Below are 25,338 nucleotides of genomic sequence, written 5' to 3'. Positions count from 1 at the left end.
AGGGTTTTGTGCTCTCTCCAGAATTGAATTGGTCATGACTACTCCAGACAAGCCAAAACCACCCCGCAAAAAGCCTAAACCGGCGCAGCCAGGCAAACCCGCCGAGCCCCGTGAAAAAGCGACTTTGCACCCACGCAATCGCCATCAAGGCCATTACGATTTTCCCAAGCTGATCAAAAGCAGCCCGGAACTGGGGCAGTTTCTGATCACCAATCCGTATGGCAAGGAAAGCATCGACTTCGCCAACCCGGCCGCCGTACGCGTGTTCAACCGGGCGCTACTCAAGTCGTTTTACGGCATCGCCCACTGGGATATCCCGGCCGACTACCTGTGCCCGCCGATTCCGGGCCGCGCCGACTACCTGCACTTCCTCGCCGACCTGCTGGCTGAGCGCAACGAAGGCGTTATCCCACGCGGTGCCTCGATCAAGGCACTGGACGTCGGCACAGGCGCCAACTGCGTCTATCCACTGATCGGTCATAGCGACTATGGCTGGCAATTCCTGGGCTCGGAAATCGACACCACCGCCGTTGCAGCTGCCACTGCGATCATCAAGTCCAACAACCTGAGCAAAGCCATCAGCCTGCGTCAGCAAACCAATCGCAATCAGATCCTGCTGGGCCTGCTGAGCGACGATGAACGCTTCGAAGTGAGCCTCTGCAACCCGCCCTTCCACTCGTCTCTGGAAGAAGCACAGCGCGGCAGCCAGCGTAAATGGCGGGCGTTGGGCAAGGCGGACCCGAAACGAAAACTTCCGGTACTCAACTTCGGCGGGCAATCGCAGGAGTTGTGGTGTGAAGGCGGCGAGATCGGCTTCGTCACTCAACTGATCAAAGAAAGCACCCAATCAGCTAAACAGGTGTTGTGGTTCAGCACGCTGGTTTCAAAGGCGTCCAACCTGCCAATGATTCAAAGCACACTGAAAAAAGCAGGAGTGTTTGAAAGCCAGGTGATCGAGATGGGCCAGGGCCAGAAGCAAAGCCGCTTCGTGGCGTGGACGTTTCATGACAAGGCTAAACAGGAGGCGTGGCGGCTGGAGCGCTGGGTGTTGAAATAAACAACCGGTACTCACCTGTGGGAGCGAATTTATTCGCGAAGACGGCGTTACTCACGATAGATGTGCATTGAATGTACCGACCTCTTCGCGAATAAATTCGCTCCCACAGGCCCGCATTTCCAATAGACAGACACAAAAAAGCCGTGCCCGGTTAACCGGTGCACGGCTTTTTCAACAGCAAGCGTGTGCTTACTTGTTGATCGAGTCGTTCAGCACTTTAGCTGGTACGAACTTGATGACTTTCTTGGCAGCGATTTCGATGGCAGCGCCAGTCGAAGGGTTGCGGCCAGTGCGAGCTGGACGCTCGGCTACTTTCAGTTTGCCGATACCCGGCAGAGTGATTTCAGCGCCGTTTTCCAGTTGGTCGGCAACAATTTGGCCCAATTGCTCAAGAGCATTACGCGCGGTGGTTTTTGGCGCGTCGATAGCTTCTGCGATATCGGCGATCAATTGGTCTTTAGTCAGAGCCATGGTGGTGTTCCTTCCCTATCAAATTCATTTGGATTGCAGAGTGCAGCGTCGGCCTGGAGCCGGATAATGAACCCGACCCTCCAGTAGCAGCCACGATTAATCGCGAAGTGTAGATACTGAAACCGGGCATTGGTTCGGCCCAAACGCACACAAACTGCGGTGCTTGGCGCGCTATGCTGCACAAGACGGGGCAAAACTAGCACAGAGCCGAGCAAATATCCGCACTAACCTACCCGTTTGGACAGGTTTCTCCCGTTTGAACCGAAAAAAAGCGGTTCGGACACCTCATGAGAGCTAAAACCAAGGGGTTCAGCCTCGTTTCACGTCTCGGGTGCGTTACACTGCGTGCCGTAAATCGAGCAGCGCCGCTCGTCAGTATTCCGCTCACAACCAGCCGAGAAACCCATGCCGATCCGTCATTGCATCGTCCACCTGATCGACAAGAAACCCGACGGCACGCCCGCAGTTCTCCACGCACGCGACTCCGAACTCGCTGAGTCTCAAGCCATCGAGAACATGCTGGCCGACCTCAACGAAAGCTATAACGCCAAACAGGGCAAGGCCTGGGGATTCTTCCACGCCGAGTCTGGCGCGCATCCGTTCAGCGGCTGGCTGAAGGAGTACATGGACGGCGGCAAAGACTTCACGGCATTCAGCCGGGTCGCAGTAGAGCACCTGCAAAAGCTGATGGAAGAATCCAACCTGTCCGTCGGCGGCCACGTGCTGTTTGCTCACTATCAACAAGGCATGACGGATTATCTGGTCATCGCCCTGCTGCACCACAGCGAAGGCGTGGCCGTGAGCGAAACCCTCGACGTGACCCCGTCACGCCATCTGGACCTTGGTCAACTGCACCTTGCGGCGCGGATCAACGTGTCCGAATGGCAGAACAACAAGATGTCCAAGCAGTACATCTCGTTCATCAAGGGCAAGAACGGCAAGAAGGTCTCGGAATACTTCCGCGACTTCATCGGTTGCCAGGAAGGCGTCGACGGCCCTGGCGAAACCCGCACCCTGCTCAAGGCCTTCAGCGACTTCGTCGAAAGCGAAGATCTGCCGGAAGATTCCGCCCGGGAGAAAACCAAGACCCTGGTCGACTACGCCAGCAGCCAGAGCAAAATGGGTGAGCCCATGGGCCTGGAAGAACTCTCCGGCCTGATCGACGAAGAGCGCCCACGCGCGTTCTACGATCACATCCGCAACAAGGACTACGGCCTGTCGCCGGAGATCCCTGCCGATAAGCGCACCCTCAACCAGTTCCGCCGCTTCACCGGCCGCGCAGAAGGCCTGTCGATCAGCTTTGAAGCGCATCTGCTGGGCGACAAGATCGAATACGACGAAGCCGCCGGTACATTGATCATCAAAGGTCTGCCAACGCAACTGACTGATCAGCTCAAGCGCCGCTGAGGACACACGAGCATGTTGCTACGCACCCTGAAGAAGTTCGCTCTGATCATGCTGGTCGTATTGGTTTATCAGAACTGGGGCAAGATCGAGCACTTCTTCAACCCCTCGGACGCAATCCCTGCACAGACTCAGGCGCAAGCCCGGGTGGTGATGTACGCGACCGAGTGGTGCGGCTACTGCAAACAAACGCGGCGTTTCCTCGACAGCAAAGGTATTCCGTTCAAGGAGTACGACATCGAGAAGTCAGATGAAGGCCGCAAGGCATATGAAGCGCTGGGTGGCCGTGGCATCCCGTTGATTGATGTGAATGGCACGATCATCAGAGGCTTCAGCGAAGAGGCGATATTGGCGGCGCTGAAGTGATCGCGGAGCTCCAAGGCTAGACAACACCCTGTGGGACTCTACATTGGCCTGCTAGCTCACTTCCTGTGGGAGCGAATTTATTCGCGAAGGGGCCGGTACATCCACAACCTTGTATCGACTGAAGCACCGCCTTCCCGAATGAATTCGCTCCCACAGGTAGATTCACAGCTGGCTCTCTCAGCCCTTCTCGATTCGAAATCCAAACCGCGGAAAGTGCACATGCACCACACCCGCCCGCTCGTCTTCACGGCGAAGGATTAACTCTTCGCGACCACTGAAGACTAGCTCGCCTTCAACCGGATCCACGCCGTAATCAACAGCTGAAATGGACACTTGATCACCGGCCTTGAAGCCATTGAGATCAACAAACTGCTCATCCGGCAACGCAGCAGGCGTCGCGTTCAAAGCGATCTCAACCGCCTCAGCCGGGCTCAACTCGCTTGGCGCGCCATGACCGAAGCCCAGAACCCGAGCCAGCCAGGCCGCCACTTCAGGGTAATCATCGACAAACGGCGCAGTCACAGGGGTTTGCTTGAGGAACCACAGGGTATGGGCAACAGAGAAGTCGGCAATCGAAGGTGCGCCAAACAGGAAGTCGCCATTGCGCTCAAGTTGCTGCTCCAGCCGGGACATCAGCGTTGGCCATTGGTGTTTGGCCTGCTCGACGGGCAAACGAGTTGCACTGCCGCCCTGGAACAACGCAGCGCGATCAGCGACGAAGGCTTTCACTCCTTCAGGCGGCACTTTGGCGAAACGTACCGCCAGCGACTCAGGCTGGAACACCAGGCTCACGGCGTGCATGAACATTACTGAGTCGGCCCACGCTGCAAAGCTGGCGACCGTGAACTCCTGCCCTTCCGGGAAAAACGCAGGCGAGGCTTTTTCCTGTTCCAGACGACGGGCCATCAATGCCGTATCGCAGTAGATATCAGCGCCGATCTGTAGCACCGGAGTTCGGCGATAACCACCGGTCAGCGCCGTCAGATCGGGTTTTGGCATGATCGAAGGGACAGTGACGGAGCGCCAGGACAGGCCTTTGAACCCCAGCATCAGACGGGCTTTTTCAGCGAACAGCGAGGTGGGGTAATGGTGCAGGATGATGTCGGTCATGGCTGGCTTTCCAACGGTAGGTAAGTCAGCAGCTTAACCGGGTACAGGCAGCGAGCCTACCCGACAACAATGATGGCAAATCATCACAGCGATTGATCGAAACACAGTGTTCTGGAGCTGCCGAAGGCTGCGAATGGCGGCGCGCCAGACAAACCGGCATCTTCGCCGTCGTAACCTCCGACAAAGCGTACAAGAGCGAGGTGTGCCTGAAAGAATACAGAACCCAGTGGGAGCGAATTCATTCGCGAAAGCGATATTCCACACGATGCATAAGCTGCGGATGTACCGGCCTCTTCGCGAATGAATTCGCTCCCACGGGAATTGTGTTCGCAGCCCAGCATAGAGGTCCGCTATTTAACGCGGGGCAGCGTGGTGCAATACCCCGCCGCCAGACACTCCTTCGCACTCTTCCTCAATTTCTTGATCAACCGCTCCTGGCGCAACGCCTCCCCCTTGCTCACACACTGCTCAACATAAACAAGTGCCACCGCCGGGCTGGAATAAAAGTAGCGTGCACCTTTGCCACTCTGATGGGCCGCAAAACGGCGCTGCGGATCGTCGCTGATGCCGCAGTACAACGAGCCGTTTTCAGCGCGCACCAAGTACACGAACCAAGGTTTGCTGACCGCTGGTTCGGGTGTCTCGTTGACGGATGAGGACAAGGCTTCAGGCATGGCAACAGATCAAATGGTGCGAAAGCCGCGATTCTATCAGAGGCTTAACGTCCGGCCTGAAACGCCTTCAGGCCCTTCTGCGCCTGAGCGCGGATAGCGTTCTGTACAAACGGCGTCCAGCCGAGCAACAGGCCTTTGGTGCCCAAGGCCTGTCGAGACCAGCGCCACAGGTCAAATTGATCATGATGCTCCGCGATCTTGCCGTCGCGAAACACGAAGCGCGCCTGAATGTCGTTGACCACGGTATTGCCGGTCTGACTAAACAGATACGTGGCAATCCAGTGCGCTGCGCCGCTGCGTTCATCAGCGCGGACGCTATCGAAGGTCAGGGAAAAGTCCTTGGCCCGCGAGGTGAGCATGCGCCACATGTCGCAAGCCTGCTGGCCGCGCAACTCGCCAAAGACTGGATCGCTGAACAGCACGTCATCGGTGTAACACGCAGCCATCGCCTCGGCATCCAGGCGATTGAAGGCCTCGTAAAAGCGGGTAATCAGCGCGTTATTGATCAGGCGTTTGTCTTCGTCGCTCATGCATGCAGGTCCGTTGGAGCAAAAGGTGCCTGCACGATAAGCGGCAATCGCTGGTTTTGCCATGGGCATAAGCGAGACAAATGCCTGGAGTCAGACTTTTTCGCTACTCACCTGCACATAAAGCGCTCGTCCGGCACCAAGCCCCGCAATGATCGCCGACAAGCCGAGCACCGCGAAGATCCAGCCGATGGAATCCCAACCACCGGTAACGTCATGCACGACGCCTACGGCAAATGGGCCAATGGAAGCGATGGTATAACCAATGCCCTGCGCCATGCCCGACAGGTTCGACGCAACATGGGAGTCCCTGGACCGCAGCACGATCAGCGTCAACGCGATACTGAAGGCACCACCCTGCCCCAACCCCAGCAAAATAGCCCAGCCCCACAGGCTATCGATGGGCGCATACAAACACCCAAATAATCCGGCCAGCGACATGGACATGACCACCAGCACGCCCAGGCGTTGATCCTTGCCGCGAGTCGCCAGCCAAGGCGCGGTCAATGCGCTGATCAACTGAACCATGATCGACCCGGACATCATTAAACCGGCATCCGTAGGGCTCATGCCCCGGCCGATCAACACCGAAGGCAACCAGCCAAACACGATATAAGCCAGCGAAGACTGCAGCCCCATGTAAAGGGTGACTTGCCAGGCCAGGCGATCGCGCAACAGGCCACGCACGCGATAAGTCACTTGATTCACATCGTGCTTTTGCCGAGCCTGGGGCCACCAGATGAGTGCCGCCAACAATGCTGGAATCATCCAGAAGCCCAGGCCGATGGCCCAGTCATCGCCGAAATATTGAGTCAGCGGTACCGTCGAACCAGCCGCCAAGGCTGCGCCCAGACACAAGGCCATGGTGTAGACGCCGGTCATCGTACCGGCCTGTTTGGGGAAGTCGCGTTTAACGATACCCGGCAGCAGCACGCCAATCACACCGATGCTCGCGCCAGCCAGAACACTGCCCGCAAACAACCCGACCTCACCGAACAGGCTACGCAACAAGATACCGGCGGCCAGGGTCAGTAAAATCCCCAACACCACCTGCTCACTGCCAAAGCGCCGCGCCAATCGCGGGGCCAGCGGCGCGAACAACCCAAGACACAACACCGGCAGAGTGGTCAGCAGCCCCGCCGAAGCGGATGAGAGCCCCAGGCTGCTGGAAACACTGCTGAGCAGCGGTGCCATACTCGCCAGCGCCGGACGCAGGTTAAGCGCCACCAGCACCAGCCCGAGCAGCAACAGCCACGGCCGATCGAGTACAGAAGAAGGATGTTGTGGGGTAGAGCTCGCCGATGGCGCCTTGGTCGTCATTGTTTTCTCAGGGCAGGTAGTGAAGCGGCGCAGAGCGCCAAAAAGGTGCATCGTGTTGGAGAACAGCAACGAATACAAGTTTCGCTCGGATTGAATACAGCCCTGAACTGAAATGCGATCTCCTGTGAGATGTCTCTGACACAGCACTATGGAGCGCTAAACAGAGAACCTGTGGGAGCGAGGCTTGCCCGCGATATGGGCGATAAGGTGTCAAGCCTTACAATGAGTTATCGTTCATCGTCGGAATGCCGCCCAGACCAAGCCCAGCTCCCACAGATTTGCGCGCCACTGGAAACATCATCAGCCCTGCTTCTGCCCTGAAGCCACTTGCCGCAACACATTTGCCAGACCTGATCCCTTCCCACTGCCAGACCTTTCCGAGAAACTTGTCCCTCACTTGCGCCTGCAAATCCGTCTCACCAGGCTGCCTCCGTCGCTGCACATCAGCGATCGGGTTTAGTAGCCCGGACCAATAGGCGCACAGGTGTTCACCTTTACGGTGGCTGTGCGCAGGGCATCTTCGGGTGCGCCGGTTTTCCTATTGTCCGGTCTACTAACCTGCTGCACAGCCGCCCCCTTTCGATTGCCTATGAATCCGCCGACCAACTGAGTGGCAGCAAACGTGACCTGGCGTTTTTTCGGTGGTGCACTTGATTGATATGGCCTGTGGGACGGTGGAGAAATCCCTGAATAAACAGGAAGCCTGATACAACCGTGGGAGCGAATTCATTCGCGAAGTCGCTGGGTCAACAAAACACATCGAACCTGATACACCGCCTTCGCGAATGAATTCGCTCCCACTGGATGCTCGAAATACTATCAGCGCAAAGCCCTTCAACAATCACAGAAATGCCCTACATAACCCTGAATCTCCCATCCATAAACTGATCGCCCATTTATTTCAGGCGATCACTCCATGGCTCATCCCATCTACATGACCATCAAGGGCAAGGAACAGGGCGATATCTCCGCAGGCTGTTCGACCCCTGAGTCCATGGGTAATAAATGCCAGGAAGCACACCAGAACGAAATCATGGTGCTGTCCTACACGCACCAAATGGCCAACGTCGCGAACATCGACCGCGCCACGCACATGCCCGTGGTCATTACCAAGAACATCGACAAGTCTTCTCCGTTGTTGGCCCAAGCCTTGGCGCAACGGGAATCCATTACCTGCAAGATCGATTTCTATCGCACCACACCCAATGGCAGTCAGGAGAAGTTCTACACCGTCGAGATCACGGAAGCGGTCATCGAAAATCTGATTGTCCAGACACCTCACGTCACCCTGGATAACGACGCCGAACCCGTCGAACAACTCGCCATCCGTTATGGCGACATTAGCTGGACCCACCACGCCGCAGGGACCAGTGGTTATAGCTATTGGGGCGAGTCCTGATGGCAGATCCAAAATCAAAGACTTCCGAGAACAAGCAGCTTACACAGGCCGCTGTAGCGCTGACGAATCACGCTTGCACTTTGAGCATGCAGCATATTCAGGACGGTATGTTGCGGCTGCAATTTAATCGGGAAGTGGCGTATTACGCGCAGGGGATTGTTCGGGATGTTGAGGGTGGGAGGAAGAGTGTTGCGGAGGGAGTGAAGGCGCTGGAGGGTGAGCAGGAGAGTTTGAAGGATCAGTCAGTACGAATTGCTACCCAAAGTATTGGGCTAATCGCTGGCGGACTTCAAGTCACAGGAGGTGTAGGGATATGTGTCGGCTCAATTGGGTGGATGTGCGCACCCGCCGCTATAGTCATCGGACACGGCTTGAATAACCTATATGAAAATGGCAATAATTTGCTTGAAGGAAGATCTGACACTGAGGGCTGGGGTCGAGTCCCTTATCAAGCGATCTCTGAATATTTTAGCGGAAGCAAGACCGCAGGAAATATTGCTTATGGAGCTGTCGACGTCGGATTATCTGTATTCGGCGCATACAGACTTACAGTAAAAAAGGAGGCGTGGCGTTTATTTCGACATATCGATAGTGACTACGTTAGGGCATACAAGGAATCCTCTAAGACAGTACTGGGAATTGATGCTGCGGCCGGCACAATTACGACGAAAAGCATGCTAGACGAGTGGCAAAAAACAAAATGAGTTCAACACTTCAACACCTAAGCTATTTATGCCTAAGCATAGCGTGCTTCCTACCCTCACTCCTGCTATCAGGATACATATCAAAAGCTCGTCACCGCGGACTTCTGTTCAAGTTGGGTTTTATTTACAACATTACATTAGCGCTGGTACAGATGAATTTTTTCATGGTAGGAAAATTCCCGCTAATAGAAACTTTCGAAAATTCCTGGATAGTTTTTTTAGGCCTTGTCTTTTCTTTTTTTCACTGCCGTCATATTGGCATGCTCGACGCCAAAGCTTTCCACGACACAACTCCCTCATTAGCATTCAGCAACAGCTTCATGACTTTACTTGACATCACTATAAATCGAGGCCTTTTTTTCGCAAAATGGACGACAATCATACTGGCGACGTCCGCTTTCTACGCCGTGATGATTGGCGCCCTCCTAATCCAAGTAATCCCTACCGAATCGGTAGACATGCCTACACGTATATTCTTGGGAGCGACTTTATATTTGATTTTAGTAGCAACTGGAACCTACATCACGTACAAATATCATAGAGTGAAGCGTTACAGCCCTAAATTTTTAAAAGAACAACATCGCGCATTAAACCCAGCTGGCAAAAAACTCCGGAACATATTACGAGGCTTACAACCGAATTGGATTTTGCTGGTTATTACTATCTACTGCGCCACCATGGCAATAGTTTTACTTGATAGGCTTACCGATTTCGACGTCCAAACGTCACCATGGCGAAATCTCGCAAAAGCGATAATCTATATATTTTTCTTGGCTCTGTGGCTTTTCGGGACAGTTATTCATCATGGCTTCAAGAGAAAATCAGAAATGAAAAAGTTAAAATAACTTTTCCGCTTCACTTATCAAGGTACTTTCAGACGAGCGAAGAATAAAAAATCATGACCAGCCTGACATTTAACCTACTTTTCATCTTTGGCTGCCACTTATTCTATCTGCCGACACTCTATGTCTAAAACAAAGCACCAGACCAATAAGACGTCTGAGGAGATCGGTGAACACACTCTGAGGTCAGTGTTGCCAGACAAACCGCCTCGCGAACAAGTTCGCTCCTACCCGTTGAACAGCAATTCCAGCCTTCCCAATCCCCATAAAAAAACCCGAACTCAACGTCCGGGTTTTTCAGTCCATCACTCAACCAATCAATGCAGGATCTGGCTCAGGAACAGACGCGTACGGTCACTCTGTGGATTGTCGAAGAAGTCGTTCGGCGCAGCCTGTTCGACGATTTCGCCTTTGTCCATGAAGATCACGCGGTTGGCCACGGTGCGGGCGAAGCCCATTTCGTGGGTTACGCAGAGCATGGTCATGCCTTCTTCTGCCAGGCCTACCATGGTGTCCAGAACCTCTTTCACCATTTCCGGGTCGAGTGCCGAGGTCGGCTCGTCGAACAGCATGATTTTCGGCTTCATGCACAGGGCACGGGCAATCGCCACACGCTGTTGCTGACCGCCGGAAAGCTGGCCCGGGAATTTATGCGCCTGCTCCGGAATGCGTACGCGCTCCAGGTAGTGCATGGCGATTTCTTCGGCCTTTTTCTTCGGCATCTTGCGGACCCACATCGGGGCCAGTGTGCAGTTCTGCAGAATGGTCAGGTGCGGGAACAGGTTGAAGTGCTGGAACACCATGCCGACTTCGCGGCGGATGGTTTCGATCTGCTTCAGGTCCGAGGTCAGTTCGGTGCCATCGACGATGATCTTGCCTTGCTGGTGCTCTTCCAGACGGTTCAGGCAACGAATGGTCGTGGATTTGCCCGAGCCCGAAGGGCCGCACAACACGATACGCTCGCCCTGACGCACGTTCAGGTTGATGTCCTTGAGCACGTGGAACTGGCCGTACCACTTGTGGACGCCTTCCATCCGGATCATGCCTTCGGCGCCCAGAGGCTTGGTGATAACTTCACTCATGTCAAAACTCCTAACGCTTGTGGCCTGTGTCCAGCTTGCGTTCCAAGTGCATGGAATAGCGGGACATACCGAAACAGAAGATCCAGAACACCAGGGCTGCGAAGACATAGCCCTCGGTGGCCATACCCAACCACGACGGGTCGGCGGTGGCTTGTTTGACGCTGTTGAGCAGGTCGAACAGGCCGATAATGATCACCAGACTGGTGTCTTTGAACAGGGCAATGAAGGTGTTGACGATGCCGGGAATAACCATCTTCAACGCCTGCGGCAGAATCACCAGGCCCATGCTGCGCCAGTAACCGAGGCCCATGGCCGCGGCAGCTTCGTACTGACCTTTAGGGATTGCCTGCATGCCGCCCCGAACCACTTCAGCGATGTACGCCGACTGGAACAGGATAACGCCGATCAGGGCCCGCAGCAGCTTGTCGAAGTTCATCCCTTCCGGCATGAACAGCGGCAACATCACCGACGACATGAACAGCACGGTGATCAACGGCACGCCGCGCCAGAACTCGATGAACGTCACACACACCACACGCACCGCAGGCATGTTGGAACGACGACCCAGCGCCAGCAAAATACCCAGAGGCAATGCACCGGCGATACCGACAGTGGCGATCACCAGCGTCAACATCAGGCCGCCCCACTGGCTGGTCGCCACGTGGGTGAGACCAAACGCGCCTCCGCTCAGCAGGTAGAAAGCAACAATCGGGTAAACAATCAGGAAGCCGATGGCGTAAATCGCTTTACGCGGAAACTTCGAGATAAACAGCGGCGCCGCACCGACGATTGCCAGAATGGCGGTCAAGTCCACCCTCCAGCGCAGCTCGTTCGGGAAGTAGCCGTACATGAACTGGCCGAAGCGCTGTTGGATAAACACCCAGCACGCGCCGTCCTTGGTGCAGTCAGCCCGTGTTGTACCGATCCAGTTGGCGTCCAGCAAAGCCCAACTGAGGATCGGCGGAACGACCAGGTAAATCAGGTACAGCGAGAACAAGGTCAGCAGCGTGTTGATCCAGCTGGAGAACAGGTTCTGCCGCATCCACGCTACCGGGCCGAATACTTTGCCCGGTGGTGGCATGTCAGGTTTGAAAGTATGAGTAGTCATGCGGGTTTCCTCACCGCTCGATCAGCGCAATGCGCTTGTTGTACCAGTTCATCAGCAGGGAAATGCTGATACTGATCGCCAGGTACACGCTCATGGTGATGGCAATAACTTCGATGGCCTGACCGGTCTGGTTGAGCACGGTACCGGCAAACAACGAAACCATTTCCGGGTAACCAATAGCGGCCGCCAGCGAGGAGTTCTTCGCCAGGTTCAGGTATTGGCTGGTCAATGGCGGGATGATCACACGCAGCGCCTGCGGGATGATGACCTTGCGCAGGGTCGGCCCAGGGCGCAAACCCAGGGAGCGAGCTGCTTCCGTCTGACCGTGGCTGACCGACTTGATACCCGAACGCACGATTTCCGCGATAAACGCTGCGGTGTAGACCGTCAGGGCCAGGGTCAGGGAGATCAGTTCAGGAATCAGTACCCAGCCGCCAACAAAGTTGAAGCCTTTGAGTTCTGGCACTTCCCAGTGCACCGGGGCACCGAAAATCAGCATGCTCAGAGCCGGAATACCCAGAAACAGCGCCAGACCAGCCCAGAACTTGTGGAACGGCTCGCCGGTGGCTTCAAAGCGCTTGTTGGCCCAACGGGTCATCGCCACGATAGCGACGACAGCCACGATGATGCTGGTCACGAATGGCCAGGCACCTTCCGCGGCGACGGCGCTTGGCATGTTCAAACCGCGGCTGCTGATAAAGAACATGTCGAAGTAACCGTGCGCTTGTCTCGGACCCGGCAGGGTCAGGAACACAGCGGTGTACCAGAACAGGATCTGCAACAACGGCGGGATGTTACGGAAGACTTCCACATAGACGGTTGCCAGCTTGCTGATCATCCAGTTCGGTGACAAGCGTGCAACGCCAATGATGAAGCCCAGGATTGTGGCCAGGAAAATACCGATGACCGACACCAGCAGCGTATTAAGCAAGCCGATGACAAACACCCGGGCATAGCTGTCCGCTTCCGTGTAATCGATCAAATGCTGCGCAATGCCAAACCCGGCACTGCGTTCAAGAAATCCAAAACCCGAGGTAATACCACGGTGCTGGAGGTTGGTCTGGGTGTTGTCGAACATGAACCAGCCCAACGAGACCACCGCCAGTACGGTAATGATCTGAAATAACCACGCGCGCACTTTTGGGTCGCTCAAGGAGAGCTTTTGCTTGGGTGCGACGATTTGCTTTTCCATGAAGTGCCCCAGGAAAAATGAAACAAAACGACGCCCGACAGCCGGTGAAGGCTGTCGGGCGTCGGGTCAATCAACGAATTGGTGGAGCGTACTGGATGCCGCCGGCATTCCACAGAGCGTTCTGGCCGCGCTTGATTTTCAGCGGGGTCGATTCGCCCAGGTTGCGTTCAAACACTTCGCCGTAGTTACCGACTTGTTTGACGATCTGCACTACCCAGTCTTTCGGCAGTTTCAGGTCGGCACCGTAAGCGCCATCAGCACCCAACATACGGGCAACGTCAGGGTTCTTGGTGGACTTGGCTTCAGCTTCAACGTTTTTCGAAGTCACTTTGGCTTCTTCGGCGTTGAGCATTGCGAACAGGGTCCATTTCACAATGGAGAACCACTCTTCGTCGCCTTTACGTACGACTGGGCCCAGTGGCTCTTTCGAGATCACTTCTGGCAGAACCACGTAGTCAGCCGGGCTGGCCAGTTTGCTGCGCTGTGCGTAAAGCTGCGACTGGTCGGAAGTCAGTACGTCGCAACGGCCGCCTTCCAGGGACTTGGCGCTTTCGTCAGAGGTGTCGAAAGTGATCGGGGTGTATTTCAGACCGTTCGAACGGAAGTAGTCGGAAACGTTAAGTTCGGTGGTAGTACCAGCCTGGATACAGATGGTTGCGCCATCCAGTTCCTTGGCGCTTTTGACGCCCAGCTTGTTGTTTACCAGGAAGCCGATGCCGTCGTAGTAAGTCACACCAGCGAAAACCAGACCCATGCCCGAATCGCGGGAGCTGGTCCAGGTGGTGTTACGCGACAGAATGTCGATCTCGCCCGATTGCAGCGCGGTGAAACGCTCTTTGGCGTTCAGCTGGCTGAATTTTACTTTGGTGGCGTCACCGAAAACGGCAGCAGCAACAGCGCGGCAGACGTCGGCGTCGATACCGGTGATCTTGCCGGTAGCATCAGGAACGGAGAAACCTGGCAGGCCATCGCTGACGCCGCACTGTACAAAGCCTTTCTTCTGAATGGCGTCCAGTGTTGCGCCTGCCTGAGCAAAACTGCTCACGCCGAGTGCTGCTGCGGCGGCTACTACAGCCAGGGTGGATTTCAACATCTTCATTCAAACCTCCAGTTTTGCTCTTTGTTGTTTAGGCGCTTCAATCCCGTCGCACCCTTGTGAGGCATTGACGACCCGTGCTGGCTTATTTTTGGGTCATCCGACTTTCAGGCCAGTTCATGAGCCGAGCGTGAGGTCATCTCATCGCTCGCCTCATGATCTTAGACGGCCTACAGGATTCAAGCCCCATGATGTTCCTGAACCAATCCGGTACAGGATGAACCGTGCCGTAAATCCTGATGCATGGACTCCGTGCTTGCTCCCGTTGAGTCTCGGTAATAGCACAATAGTGTTACCGAACGAGGTAAGCGCTTCACTCCCCGGTTTTTCATAGCAAACGCCGTACCAGTATGGTGGCGATGTCGAATTAGCGACAGGTCAAGAGAAAAACTTGTAACCTTGCGACATCTTCTTTCATTTTTAACAACACGCGCACCGCATTAACGCACTGCAAAAGAGCGAGCGCACCCGGATAGAGCACTCATGACCAACCCTCTGATTCTCGAACCTGTTAACACTCCAGACGCATGCGTTATCTGGCTGCATGGCCTTGGCGCAGATCGTTATGACTTCATGCCGGTCGCTGAAGCACTTCAGGAATCGCTGCTGACTACACGCTTCATCCTGCCTCAGGCACCGACCCAGGCCGTGACGATCAACGGCGGCTATGAGATGCCGAGCTGGTACGACATCAGGGCCATGAGCCCCGCCCGCGCTATCGATCACGACCAGTTGGAGGTTTCCGCGCAGACAGTTCTCGACCTTGTAGAAGGCCAACGCAACAGCGGAATCGACCCGGCGCGGATCTTCCTCGCAGGATTTTCCCAAGGTGGCGCGGTGGTGCTGCATACCGCTTTCAAGCGCTGGCAGGGTCCATTGGGCGGGGTACTTGCCCTCTCCACTTACGCACCGACATTTGGCGATCAATTACAGCTTTCGGATAGTCAGAAACGCATTCCGGTGTGCTGCTTGCATGGCACATTCGACAACGTGGTCCAGAAATCCATGGGGCTGGCGGCTTATGAGTGTTTGAAGGCTCAAGGCGTAACCGTCACATGGCAGGAATACCCAATGGAACACCAAGTGTTACCGCAGGAGATTTCTGACATTCGTGCCTGGCTGATCGACAAGCTCATCTGATTGGGAGCTTGTAGGGCGCAAATCCCCGGGAGCGGCACGCTGCCTCACGGCAAACGGGACCTGTAGGAGCGCGCTTGCCCGCGATCCGGTCCATCAGTCGATGAATCTATCGCCTATGCTGACGCTATCGCGGGCAAGCGCGCTCGTATAGTAAAAAGCATTCAAAATCAGATAGTTATTTGTTGTTTTATAAGAGCCAGGTTGTTGGTGAGACGCAGGGCCTGCCTGGTCAGAGACTCCGCCCTCCCGGTCAAAGCCGGTCCCACAAATTGGGGCATATGTAGCCCGTTTGGCATGACACTACGCCGCGCCCGATTCTTGCTTTACACTGCTGGGCGTACATTCCTTAACCAACTGATGAGATGACCGTGCTCAAAGCACTTAAAAAGATGTTCGGTAAAAGCGAGGCTGAGCCGCTCGCTGCTGGCCCTGTTACTCCTTCCCCTGCCCCGCAAAGCAAGACTGAAGGCCACTCAAGGGATCGCAGCGCTGCAGCCAAGGCACCTGCCCAACCCCGTGCAGACGATAAAGAGCCGAGTGCACTGGCTGAAACGGCAGACCTTGCCGTCGTCGCCAAACCCAAACCCGAGCGCCCACGTCGCGAACGTGCGCCCAAGCCGGTCGTTATTCCCTGGAAACTCGAAGATTTCGTCGTCGAACCTCAGGAAGGCAAAACCCGCTTTCATGACTTCGCCCTCGCACCCGAATTGATGCACGCGATTCAAGACCTCGGTTTCCCTTACTGCACGCCGATTCAGGCACAGGTGCTGGGGTTCACCCTCAAGGGCCAAGACGCCATCGGCCGCGCGCAGACCGGTACCGGAAAGACCGCAGCGTTCCTTATCTCGATCATCTCGCAGTTGACTCAGACACCACCGCCCAAAGAGCGCTATATGGGCGAACCTCGCGCACTGATCATCGCCCCGACCCGGGAACTGGTGGTGCAGATCGCCAAGGACGCTGCTGACCTGACCAAGTACACCGACCTGAACGTCATGACGTTTGTGGGCGGCATGGACTTCGATAAACAGCTCAAACAGCTTGAAGCCCGTCATTGCGACATTCTGGTCGCCACCCCTGGCCGTTTGCTGGACTTCAACCAGCGCGGCGAAGTGCATCTGGACATGGTCGAAGTGATGGTCCTCGACGAAGCCGACCGCATGCTCGACATGGGCTTCATCCCGCAGGTGCGCTCGATCATTCGCCAGACGCCACACAAAGGCGAACGCCAGACCCTGCTGTTCTCCGCCACTTTCACTGACGACGTGATGAACCTCGCCAAGCAGTGGACCACCGAGCCGGCCATCGTTGAAATCGAAGCCGAGCAGGTCGCCAGCGAAAACGTTGAGCAGCATATCTACGCGGTCGCCGGTGCCGATAAATACAAGTTGCTCTACAACCTGGTCACCGACAACGGCTGGGAACGCGTCATGGTGTTTGCCAACCGCAAGGACGAAGTACGTCGCATCGAAGAACGCCTGGTACGTGATGGCGTGAACGCCGCGCAGTTGTCAGGTGATGTGCCACAACACAAACGCATCAAAACGCTGGAAGGCTTCCGCGAAGGCAAGATTCGCGTACTGGTTGCCACGGATGTCGCCGGTCGCGGGATTCATATCGACGGTATCAGTCATGTGATCAACTTCACCCTGCCGGAAGTGCCGGATGACTACGTACACCGCATTGGCCGTACAGGCCGGGCGGGTGCAGCAGGTGTTTCGATCAGCTTCGCCGGTGAAGATGACTCTTATCAACTGCCTGCGATTGAAGAGAAGCTGGGTCGCAAGATCAGCTGCGAAACACCGCCGACCGAGTTGTTGCGTGCGGTAGTGCGTAAGCCAGCACAGCCTCAGTAGCGCTCACTCCCTGTAGGAGCGCGCTTGCCCGCGATAGCGTCAGTCCAGTCGATGAAAATGTCGCCTGGTACATCCAATCGCGGGCAAGCGCGCTCCTACAGGCTTGTTTATTCCCACCGCCCCGCCGCCGCTTTATCACTCGCCCGCCCCTCGACCCATTTCGGCCCTTCTGACGTGTTTTCCTTCTTCCAGAACGGTGCACGGGTCTTGAGGTAGTCCATCACGAAATCACAGGCCTCGAAGGCTGCCTGACGATGGGCACTGGCAACGCCGACAAACACAATCGGCTCCCCCGGTTCCAGCGCGCCAACCCGATGCAGCACCTCCAGCCTGAGCAATGGCCAGCGCTGTTCGGCCTCAAGCACAATCTTGCCCAATGCCTTTTCGGTCATGCCGGGATAGTGTTCCAGGAACATCCCCGAGACTTCCCGCCCTTCGTTAAAGTCCCGTACGTAGCCCACAAAGCTGACCACCGCGCCGATGCCGACGTTAGCCGCATGCAGAGCGTTGACTTCAAAGCCTGGATCGAACGGTTCCGCCTGAACCCGAATCGCCATGCTCAGCCTCCGGTCACGGTCGGGAAGAATGCCACTTCGTCGCCGGCCTGCAACGGCTCATCCAACTGACACAGCTCCTGATTGCGAGCGCACATCAGGTTCTGCTCGGCCAATACCTGCCATACGCCATCGCGCTCAAGCAAGTGCAAGCGCAGTGTGTCGATAGTGGCGAACTCGCCGTCAACCTGCTCACCGTCAGTACCCAGGGTTTCCCGGTAACGGGCGAAATACTGGACGCTGATGCTCATGGAGCCTCCGGTGCCGTTTCGTCGGCAATGAAGTGGCCGCTTTTGCCGCCGAGCTTTTCCAGCAAGCGAACGTTCTCGATGACCATGCCGCGATCAACCGCCTTACACATGTCATAGATGGTCAGCGCAGCGACGCTGGCAGCGGTCAGCGCCTCCATTTCTACACCGGTCTGCCCGGCCAGCTTGCAGCGGGCGACGATGCGCACAGCGTCTTCGCCTTCAGCGCTGAGCTCCACCTTGATACTGGTCAACATCAAAGGGTGACACAGCGGGATAAGATCACTGGTCTTCTTAGCCGCCTGAATACCGGCAATACGCGCCACGGCAAACACATCCCCCTTGGGATGCCCACCGCTGACCATCATTTGCAGCGTGTCGGGCAGCATACGAATTAATGCTTCGGCCACCGCCTCACGGGACGTCACAGCTTTATCAGTGACGTCGACCATATTGGCGCGACCTTGGGAATCTAGATGAGTGAGCACAACGTTACTCCTGAACAGGAGCGGGGATTGTAAACCTAAACAAAGCAACCGACAGGGCATGAAACAATTGTGGGAGCGGATTAATCCGCGAAGAGGCCATCCCATCCGACACATTTATGTGCCTGAAACGGCCTCTTCGCGAATGAATTCGCTCCCACGGGTGGGGATCTTCAATGCTTACAAATGCGACTCCGCATATTCAGCCAGGATTGAGCGTGGCACGCCTTGCAGCGAGATGTGCACGCCGTTCGGGAAGTCTTTGAAGCGCTCCGTCAGGTAGGTGAGCCCGGAACTGGTGGCCGACAAGTATGGAGTATCGATCTGCGCGAGGTTGCCCAGGCAGACCACTTTTGAACCGGCGCCGGCGCGAGTGATGATGGTTTTCATCTGGTGCGGCGTCAGGTTCTGACATTCATCGATCAAAATCAGGCTTTGCTGGAAGCTGCGACCCCGTATGTAGTTGAGGGATTTGAACTGCAACGGCACTTTGCTGAGGATGTAATCGACGCTGCCATGGGTGTTTTCGTCATCCATGTGCAAGGCTTCGAGGTTGTCGGTGATGGCGCCCAGCCAAGGCTCCATTTTTTCTGCTTCGGTGCCTGGCAGGAAGCCGATCTCCTGGTCGAGACCCTGCACGCTACGAGTGGCAATAATGCGCCGATAACGCTTGCTGACCATGGTCTGCTCAATGGCCGCTGCCAGCGCCAGGATGGTTTTACCCGACCCGGCAGCGCCGGACAGGTTGACCAGATGGATATCCGGGTCAAGCAAGGCGAACAGCGCCAGCCCCTGATAGATATCACGCGGTTTGAGACCCCAGGCTTCCTGATGTAGCAGTGGCTCCTGGTGCATGTCGAGGATCATCAGTTCGTCGGCCTTGACGCCTTTGACCCAGCCGACAAATCCCTGCTCGTCGATGATGAACTCGTTGATGTGTACCGACGGCAGCATTTCAGTCATTTGCACGCGGTGCCAGGTACGGCCGTGATCCTGACGGGTGTCGACTTTACTGACCCGGTCCCAGAAGGACCCGGTCACGTTGTGATAACCACGGGACAGCATCGACACGTCATCGACCAACTGGTCGGTGCTGTAGTCTTCGGCAGCGATCCCGCAGGCACGCGCCTTGAGACGCATGTTGATGTCTTTAGTGACCAGCACAAGACGCAAGTCCTTGTCGCGCGCATGCAGGTCAATCAATTGGTTGATGATGATGTTGTCGTTGAGGTGTTCAGGCAGAAGGCTGTTGGGCTCCTCGCGTTTGCTCATCATGATCGACAGGAAGCCCTTGAAGACTCCGGTGCCACGGTCGATGGGTACGCCCTTCTCGACTTCTTCAGGCGTGGCTTCGCCCAGTGTCTTGTCGATCAGGCGGATGGCTTGACGGCATTCGGCAGCGACCGAATGTTTACCGGCTTTGAGCTTGTCCAGCTCTTCCAGCACGGTCATGGGGATGGCGACGCGGTGTTCTTCGAAATTCAGCAGTGCATTTGGATCGTGAATCAGTACGTTGGTATCGAGCACGTAAAGGATTGGCTGGGTAGAAGAAGGGGTGCGTCCGTGATCATCCATACTCGCTCACCTTTATAAAAGCCAGGTGACGCAGAACCACTCACACTGCGCCACGAAAAGGCCGCCGGGCTCTCTCCTTAGGGCAGGAGAGAAATGCTCAAGATGGAGTCTTGGAGGACGCCACCTGTGTTGCAGGTTTCGGCGGTCTGATAGTGGTAATACCGCAAAACACATGACAGAAAAAAGCACTTTGACACTTTTTTGAAGTTTATTTCACAGTATGACGAATAGCCCTTGGCGACCTGCCCAAGCCCGTTTACAGTCGGAAGTCCGCTCTACCCAAAACCGTCGGAAAATTCGCCTCATCCTTCCCGGAAAATGAACGCAAGCCCTTATTCTGCGGGCTTGTCAGGGATATTGTGGCAATCGTCCCAGATCAGCTCGCTTTGCGCGGTGTTTGCCAGTAACAGCGGCACTGCCGACTGCACCCTCGCACTGGCGTCGTGAAACACCACTGTCCCTCGCCGCCACAGCAACATCAGGTTCACAATCCGGTCGGTGATCTGCTCGGACGTCAGTCGACCATTGCTGTCCTGCGCATCGATATTCCACAGCGACACCCGCAGATTCTGATCACGAAAGAACTGCCCGCTGTCCGCACGTCGATGACCGTAGGGAGGGCGGAACAGCGGGATGAAGTTGTCGGGTAGCAGTTGCTGGGTCAAGCCCTCACTTCGACGCACCGAGTCTTGCCACTCCAGCCACTGGCTATGCGAGCGATATTCCCATCCCTGAATGCCGACGCACTGCAGACGATAAAGCGATTGCAACGCGGTGCCGTTAGTCGCGGCGAGGCGCTCCTGCAGGTTCTTACCCAATACGAAGAACGTCGCGTTCATCTTCTGCTGACGCATGAAGTCAGTCAGCCAGTCGGTGCCCCCGTCAGCGCCGGTGGGGCCACCTTCGAAATTCATCTGAAAGGTACGGTCAGCCATTTCATCGCCACTTAACTCATCAGAGTTATATAGGGCGATTTCACTGCTGGTTTGCGGGAATAACGCCGCCATGTACATCAGTTCGTTGAGATAGCGCTCATGAAAGGTCGCACTCGGCGCAGCCCAGTTGGCGTAGAACGAATCACTGGCGATTGTGAATTCGGCGGCGCGCTGGCGCAGCTGGTCCATGTCCTCGACCAACACGCAGAACGAGGCATCCTGGGGGCAGCTCAATTGCGCGCTCTGGTAACCCTCCAGCAAACGATTCCAGAGGCGGTGACGAAGCAGATTCAGTGACGGCACGTTAACGTACCTGAGCCCCAGACGCTTCTTGAGCCCCTCCTCGTCCAGTGCTTCGCTAGCCAGCAATTCGTGGGCAAAGCCGAGAATCTCCGCACGAGATGCCACATCGAACAGATCAGGCGATTCCAGCCGTTCTGGCCAAAGGCTACGGTCAATGGTTGCAACCGGAGGCGGAGCCGCCATGGCCTGAACGCTGAACAGACACGCGCACACTGCTAGAAACTTACGCAACACCAATCGCTCCCTGAACATCGAACCTGGATAAGCGCCGCACTATAGCTGATATGAGTGGCTGGGCTTGTGTCCGCGCCGATACAAATGCTTCTGCGTCCCCTGAAAAGGCGCCACCCGGTAGGAGCGAACTTGTTAGCGAGGCGGTATGCCTGAAGAACCGCGTCAACCCTCTCCCCAACAAGTTGCCTCCTACCGGCCATGCGTGAACGTCGGCTCGCCGAGTGTCCGTAAAAAGACGATACCCGGTAGGAGCGAACTTGTTCGCGAGGCGGTGTGCCTGAAGAACCGCGTCAACCCTCTCTCGCCAACAAGTTGCCTCCTACCGGCTATGCGTGAATGTCGGCTCGCCGCGTGTCCGTGAAAAGGCGCTACCCGGTAGGAGCGAACTTGTTCGCGAGGCGGTGTGCCTGAAGAACCGCGTCAACCCTCTCCCCAACAAGTTGCCTCCTACCTGAACGCACACCCCTACAGCCCTGCGCCACGCGTCAAAACATCTCTCCTATCGCCACCATAGCTGGAGTCAGCCAGCAACAGCCCCTAGAATCGTCCGACGATTAAAGGAGACGACCCCATGCTGATGGTGATTTCCCCGGCAAAAACCCTGGATTTCGAAACCCCGCCGACTACCGAACGTTTTACCCAGCCGCAGTATCTGGATCACTCCCAGGAGCTGATCGAGATACTGCGCGAATTGACCCCCGCACAGATCGGCGAATTGATGCACCTTTCCGACAAGCTCTCAGGGCTCAATGCCGCACGTTTCGGCAGCTGGAACCCAGCGTTCACTCCGGAGAATGCCAAGCAGGCGCTGCTGGCTTTTAAAGGCGACGTGTACACCGGCTTGCAAGCCGAAACACTGAGTGAAACTGAACTCAGCTATGCCCAGGATCACTTGCGCATGCTGTCCGGCCTTTATGGTCTGTTGCGCCCACTGGACCTGATGCAGCCCTACAGGCTGGAAATGGGCACCAAACTCGCCAATGCTCGCGGCAAGGATCTCTACGCGTTCTGGGGCACACGAATCAGTGAGTGGCTGAACGAGGCACTGGCAGAACAAGGCGATGACCTGCTGTTGAACCTGGCGTCCAACGAGTACTTTTCTGCCGTTAAACGTCCTGCATTAAACGCGCGCATCATCGATACCGATTTCAAAGACCTGAAGAACGGCCAATACAAGATCATCAGCTTCTACGCCAAGAAGGCGCGGGGCATGATGAGCCGCTTTGTTATATCGGAAAAAATCGATACACCGGATGCACTGAAACAGTTCGACGTCGGGGGTTATCGCTTCAGCAAAGAGCAGTCAACGGCAACCCGCCTGGTATTCCTGCGCGACACGCCCGAATCGTAGCTCTTCGCTCCGCAGGAGGACCCGCTTTGACCGGGCAAGACGCTGGCGCTTTCGCGGCATTTTCACTGCCTGAAATGCTGCTTTTCCGGTCAAAGGCATTCCACAACATTCGTATTAACCCGCTTAAGACGAGTTTATCCCCTGCACTATGCTATTTATCCCCTTATAAACGTCATGCAAATTGCACTTTGACAATTTACTGTCGCCAACTAACAGTCACCTTTTTTTAGTTAGTGTTTTTCTCAAAAAATTAACAAATTTTTTGTGTAGTAGCATTTGGCTTGTTCACAGTAGTAGCATCCTCACACCGACTCGGCGGCAACCCTTGCCCTACAAGGCCTTCAGCCCAGATGGCATCACCGTGCAATCACCTCATCCGGGCCTTCAAAAAGAAAAATTCTCAAAAAGAGGACGAGTGGCCCGGAACTTATCCCGAAATCAAACGCTCCTACATCCCGTAACAATTCTCGCCCTCCTTGTGAGAGATCACTTACAAGGGGTGTAGAAAATGTGGAAGTTGCCGTTCATCACACTGATCTCAGGATCAGCGGCGGTAGGCAGTCGGGAGATTGGCTCACACTTACAAAGTTTTAGTCGTATGGCAAAGCACTGTTCAAGTGCAGAGCGCGACATTGAGGCATGGCAGCCCAAGGCTCTGGTCCGGGTCTGTCGGTATCAAGACAGCGTCAGCACCTAAAGGAGTGGTTTACCACATCCCAGAGCGAGGCCCTGTCGCTGTCACAGCCAGGTTACTTGCCGTTCAAGACTCAGCAGTATTTGAGATTGCCTTAGTTACTTCTGGCACTCGTCTTTTTTAAATATGCCTGTACTTGTTGTGAGACTTCTTTAAGTCCCACCTCCGAGTGCGCGATACCTGCTGGCCAAAATTCAATATCCAGCCAACTTAATGGCGTGTAAATCGAGGAGAGTACGATGCGTATCAGCATCTTTGGTTTGGGTTACGTCGGTGCAGTATGTGCCGGTTGCCTTTCTGCGCGGGGTCATGATGTTGTTGGTGTTGATATCTCCAGCGCCAAAATCGACCTTATCAATAACGGCAAATCGCCAATCGTAGAGCCTGGTCTGGGCGAGCTTCTGGACAAGGGTATTCGCACTGGCAAACTGCGTGGCACCACGGACTTTTCCGAGGCCATCCGCGCCACTGACGTGTCGATGATCTGCGTGGGTACTCCAAGCAAGAAAAACGGCGACCTGGAACTCGATTTCATCGAATCCGTTTGCCGCGAAATCGGCTTCGTACTGCGTGAAAAAGACACCCGTCACACTATCGTTGTGCGCAGCACCGTTCTGCCGGGCACTGTTGCCAACGTTGTGATCCCAATCCTCGAAGACTGCTCCGGCAAAAAAGCCGGTGTCGACTTCGGCGTTGCAGTGAACCCTGAGTTCCTGCGCGAAAGCACCGCGATCAAAGACTACGATCACCCGCCAATGACCGTTATCGGCGAGTTCGATAAAGCGTCCGGCGACGTGCTGCAAGCTCTGTACGAAGAACTCGACGCACCGATCATCCGCAAGGACATCGCTGTTGCCGAAATGATCAAGTACACCTGCAACGTGTGGCACGCCACCAAGGTCACCTTCGCCAACGAAATCGGCAACATTGCCAAAGCGTGCGGCGTCGATGGTCGTGAAGTAATGGAAGTGGTTTGCCAGGACAAGCAACTGAACCTGTCCCAGTACTACATGCGTCCAGGCTTCGCTTTCGGCGGTTCTTGCCTGCCAAAAGACGTCCGCGCCCTGACCTACCGTGCTGGCAGCCTGGACGTTGAAGCACCTCTGCTCAACTCGCTGATGCGCAGTAACGTTTCCCAGGTTCAGAACGCTTTCGACATCGTGGCTGCCCACGACACTCGCAAAGTCGCGCTGATGGGTCTGAGCTTCAAGGCCGGTACTGACGACCTGCGTGAAAGCCCGCTGGTAGAGCTGGCTGAAATGCTGATCGGTAAAGGCTTCGACTTGAGCATCTACGACAGCAACGTTGAATACGCTCGTGTTCACGGTGCCAACAAGGAATACATCGAGTCCAAGATCCCGCACGTTTCGTCCCTGCTGAACTCGGACTTCGACGCTGTGATCGAACACGCCGACGTGATCATCCTGGGCAACCGTGATGAGCGCTTCCGCGCCCTGGCCGACAAGGCTCCAGCGGGCAAGCAGATTGTGGACCTGGTCGGCTTCATGACCACCACTACTGCCGAAAACGCTAGCGCTGAAGGTATCTGCTGGTAAACCAGCGGCAAGCTACAAGCTTAAAGCGGCAAGCCAAAAGTTCAAGCTGCAACCC

23 protein-coding genes and 1 pseudogene are annotated in these 25,338 nt (G+C 55.7%); 10 read left to right on the top strand and 14 right to left on the bottom strand.

Annotation, left to right across the window (positions count from 1 at the left end; all coding sequences use genetic code 11):
• Positions 1-34: 34 nt before the first annotated feature.
• Positions 35-1,057, top strand: coding sequence for a 23S rRNA (adenine(1618)-N(6))-methyltransferase RlmF (gene rlmF, locus KDX30_RS07760; RefSeq protein WP_231675431.1), 1,023 nt, complete (start codon positions 35-37; stop codon positions 1,055-1,057).
• 189 nt (positions 1,058-1,246) lie between these two features.
• On the opposite strand, the gene KDX30_RS07755 is transcribed toward rlmF, so the two are convergent.
• Positions 1,247-1,528: an HU family DNA-binding protein gene (locus KDX30_RS07755; RefSeq protein WP_027900723.1), complete on the bottom strand. Its 282-nt coding sequence runs from the start codon at positions 1,526-1,528 to the stop codon at positions 1,247-1,249.
• Between the two features lie 405 nt (positions 1,529-1,933).
• Between KDX30_RS07755 and yejK the strand changes: the two genes are divergently transcribed.
• Positions 1,934-2,935 carry a nucleoid-associated protein YejK gene (gene yejK, locus KDX30_RS07750; RefSeq protein ID WP_027900722.1) on the top strand — a complete coding sequence of 334 codons (1,002 nt, stop codon included), beginning with the start codon at positions 1,934-1,936 and terminating at the stop codon, positions 2,933-2,935.
• Positions 2,936-2,947: 12 nt separating this feature from the next.
• Positions 2,948-3,298 carry a glutaredoxin family protein gene (locus KDX30_RS07745; RefSeq protein ID WP_231675430.1) on the top strand — a complete coding sequence of 117 codons (351 nt, stop codon included), beginning with the start codon at positions 2,948-2,950 and terminating at the stop codon, positions 3,296-3,298.
• A gap of 177 nt (positions 3,299-3,475) precedes the next feature.
• Here KDX30_RS07745 and KDX30_RS07740 read toward each other — a convergent pair whose 3' ends face one another.
• The 4 genes from KDX30_RS07740 to KDX30_RS07725 all read right to left on the bottom strand — a co-directional run bounded on the left by KDX30_RS07740 (position 3,476) and on the right by KDX30_RS07725 (position 6,929).
• Entirely contained in the window at positions 3,476-4,408 is a 933-nt protein-coding gene (locus tag KDX30_RS07740; RefSeq protein ID WP_231675429.1) for a glutathione S-transferase family protein, read from the bottom strand.
• Between the two features lie 350 nt (positions 4,409-4,758).
• Positions 4,759-5,082 carry a GIY-YIG nuclease family protein gene (locus KDX30_RS07735; protein WP_231675428.1) on the bottom strand — a complete coding sequence of 108 codons (324 nt, stop codon included), beginning with the start codon at positions 5,080-5,082 and terminating at the stop codon, positions 4,759-4,761.
• Between the two features lie 44 nt (positions 5,083-5,126).
• The gene (locus KDX30_RS07730; protein WP_027900718.1) at positions 5,127-5,612 is read right to left on the bottom strand and encodes a nuclear transport factor 2 family protein; all 486 of its coding nucleotides are present in this window, start codon (positions 5,610-5,612) and stop codon (positions 5,127-5,129) included.
• 90 nt (positions 5,613-5,702) lie between these two features.
• A complete protein-coding gene (locus KDX30_RS07725) occupies positions 5,703-6,929 on the bottom strand; it encodes an MFS transporter (RefSeq protein WP_231675427.1) in 1,227 nt (408 codons plus the stop codon).
• Between the two features lie 916 nt (positions 6,930-7,845).
• On the opposite strand from KDX30_RS07725, the gene KDX30_RS07720 reads away from it, so the two are divergent.
• From KDX30_RS07720 to KDX30_RS07710, 3 genes are all read left to right on the top strand, one after another.
• Positions 7,846-8,328, top strand: coding sequence for an Hcp family type VI secretion system effector (locus tag KDX30_RS07720; RefSeq protein WP_099270410.1), 483 nt, complete (start codon positions 7,846-7,848; stop codon positions 8,326-8,328).
• Positions 8,328-9,032, top strand: a complete 705-nt coding sequence (locus tag KDX30_RS07715; protein WP_231675426.1) for a DUF4225 domain-containing protein — start codon at positions 8,328-8,330, stop codon at positions 9,030-9,032. Before KDX30_RS07720 ends, KDX30_RS07715 begins: the two co-directional genes overlap by 1 nt.
• 164 nt (positions 9,033-9,196) lie before the next feature.
• Positions 9,197-9,877, top strand: a complete 681-nt coding sequence (locus tag KDX30_RS07710; RefSeq protein ID WP_231675425.1) for a hypothetical protein — start codon at positions 9,197-9,199, stop codon at positions 9,875-9,877.
• Positions 9,878-10,191: 314 nt separating this feature from the next.
• Here KDX30_RS07710 and KDX30_RS07705 read toward each other — a convergent pair whose 3' ends face one another.
• From KDX30_RS07705 to KDX30_RS07690, 4 genes are all read right to left on the bottom strand, one after another.
• Positions 10,192-10,956 carry an amino acid ABC transporter ATP-binding protein gene (locus KDX30_RS07705; RefSeq protein WP_027900712.1) on the bottom strand — a complete coding sequence of 255 codons (765 nt, stop codon included), beginning with the start codon at positions 10,954-10,956 and terminating at the stop codon, positions 10,192-10,194.
• Between the two features lie 10 nt (positions 10,957-10,966).
• Positions 10,967-12,064 carry an amino acid ABC transporter permease gene (locus tag KDX30_RS07700; protein ID WP_027900711.1) on the bottom strand — a complete coding sequence of 366 codons (1,098 nt, stop codon included), beginning with the start codon at positions 12,062-12,064 and terminating at the stop codon, positions 10,967-10,969.
• A gap of 10 nt (positions 12,065-12,074) precedes the next feature.
• On the bottom strand, positions 12,075-13,256 hold the full coding sequence (locus KDX30_RS07695) for an amino acid ABC transporter permease (RefSeq protein ID WP_231675424.1): 1,182 nt from the start codon (positions 13,254-13,256) through the stop codon (positions 12,075-12,077).
• A 70-nt stretch (positions 13,257-13,326) separates the two neighbouring features.
• The gene (locus tag KDX30_RS07690) at positions 13,327-14,355 is read right to left on the bottom strand and encodes an amino acid ABC transporter substrate-binding protein (protein ID WP_027900709.1); all 1,029 of its coding nucleotides are present in this window, start codon (positions 14,353-14,355) and stop codon (positions 13,327-13,329) included.
• Between the two features lie 480 nt (positions 14,356-14,835).
• Between KDX30_RS07690 and KDX30_RS07685 the strand changes: the two genes are divergently transcribed.
• Entirely contained in the window at positions 14,836-15,492 is a 657-nt protein-coding gene (locus tag KDX30_RS07685) for an alpha/beta hydrolase (protein WP_231675423.1), read from the top strand.
• A gap of 575 nt (positions 15,493-16,067) precedes the next feature.
• Positions 16,068-17,348 (top strand): annotated as a pseudogene (rhlB, locus tag KDX30_RS07680) (ATP-dependent RNA helicase RhlB); the annotation flags it as partial.
• 107 nt (positions 17,349-17,455) lie between these two features.
• Here rhlB and moaE read toward each other — a convergent pair.
• The 5 genes from moaE to KDX30_RS07655 form a co-directional block, all read right to left on the bottom strand.
• Entirely contained in the window at positions 17,456-17,905 is a 450-nt protein-coding gene (gene moaE, locus KDX30_RS07675) for a molybdopterin synthase catalytic subunit MoaE (RefSeq protein WP_231675421.1), read from the bottom strand.
• 2 nt (positions 17,906-17,907) lie between these two features.
• The gene (locus tag KDX30_RS07670; RefSeq protein WP_231675420.1) at positions 17,908-18,153 is read right to left on the bottom strand and encodes a MoaD/ThiS family protein; all 246 of its coding nucleotides are present in this window, start codon (positions 18,151-18,153) and stop codon (positions 17,908-17,910) included.
• Positions 18,150-18,638 carry a cyclic pyranopterin monophosphate synthase MoaC gene (gene moaC, locus KDX30_RS07665; RefSeq protein WP_231675419.1) on the bottom strand — a complete coding sequence of 163 codons (489 nt, stop codon included), beginning with the start codon at positions 18,636-18,638 and terminating at the stop codon, positions 18,150-18,152. Before moaC ends, KDX30_RS07670 begins: the two co-directional genes overlap by 4 nt.
• 177 nt (positions 18,639-18,815) lie before the next feature.
• On the bottom strand, positions 18,816-20,210 hold the full coding sequence (locus KDX30_RS07660; protein WP_027900702.1) for a PhoH family protein: 1,395 nt from the start codon (positions 20,208-20,210) through the stop codon (positions 18,816-18,818).
• Between the two features lie 332 nt (positions 20,211-20,542).
• The gene (locus KDX30_RS07655; RefSeq protein ID WP_231675418.1) at positions 20,543-21,679 is read right to left on the bottom strand and encodes a polysaccharide deacetylase family protein; all 1,137 of its coding nucleotides are present in this window, start codon (positions 21,677-21,679) and stop codon (positions 20,543-20,545) included.
• A 574-nt stretch (positions 21,680-22,253) separates the two neighbouring features.
• Between KDX30_RS07655 and yaaA the strand changes: the two genes are divergently transcribed.
• Positions 22,254-23,033, top strand: a complete 780-nt coding sequence (gene yaaA, locus KDX30_RS07650; RefSeq protein ID WP_122703896.1) for a peroxide stress protein YaaA — start codon at positions 22,254-22,256, stop codon at positions 23,031-23,033.
• A gap of 933 nt (positions 23,034-23,966) precedes the next feature.
• Positions 23,967-25,283 (top strand): nucleotide sugar dehydrogenase, encoded by a 1,317-nt coding sequence (locus KDX30_RS07645; RefSeq protein WP_027898936.1) that lies wholly within the window; start codon positions 23,967-23,969, stop codon positions 25,281-25,283.
• The last annotated feature ends 55 nt before the right edge of the window (positions 25,284-25,338 follow it).

This window comes from Pseudomonas quasicaspiana, assembly GCF_021147825.1.
Classification (GTDB): Bacteria; Pseudomonadota; Gammaproteobacteria; order Pseudomonadales; family Pseudomonadaceae; genus Aquipseudomonas; species Aquipseudomonas quasicaspiana.
Note: the sequence above shows the minus strand (reverse complement) of the source record. Positions and strands in the feature narration are given on the sequence as shown.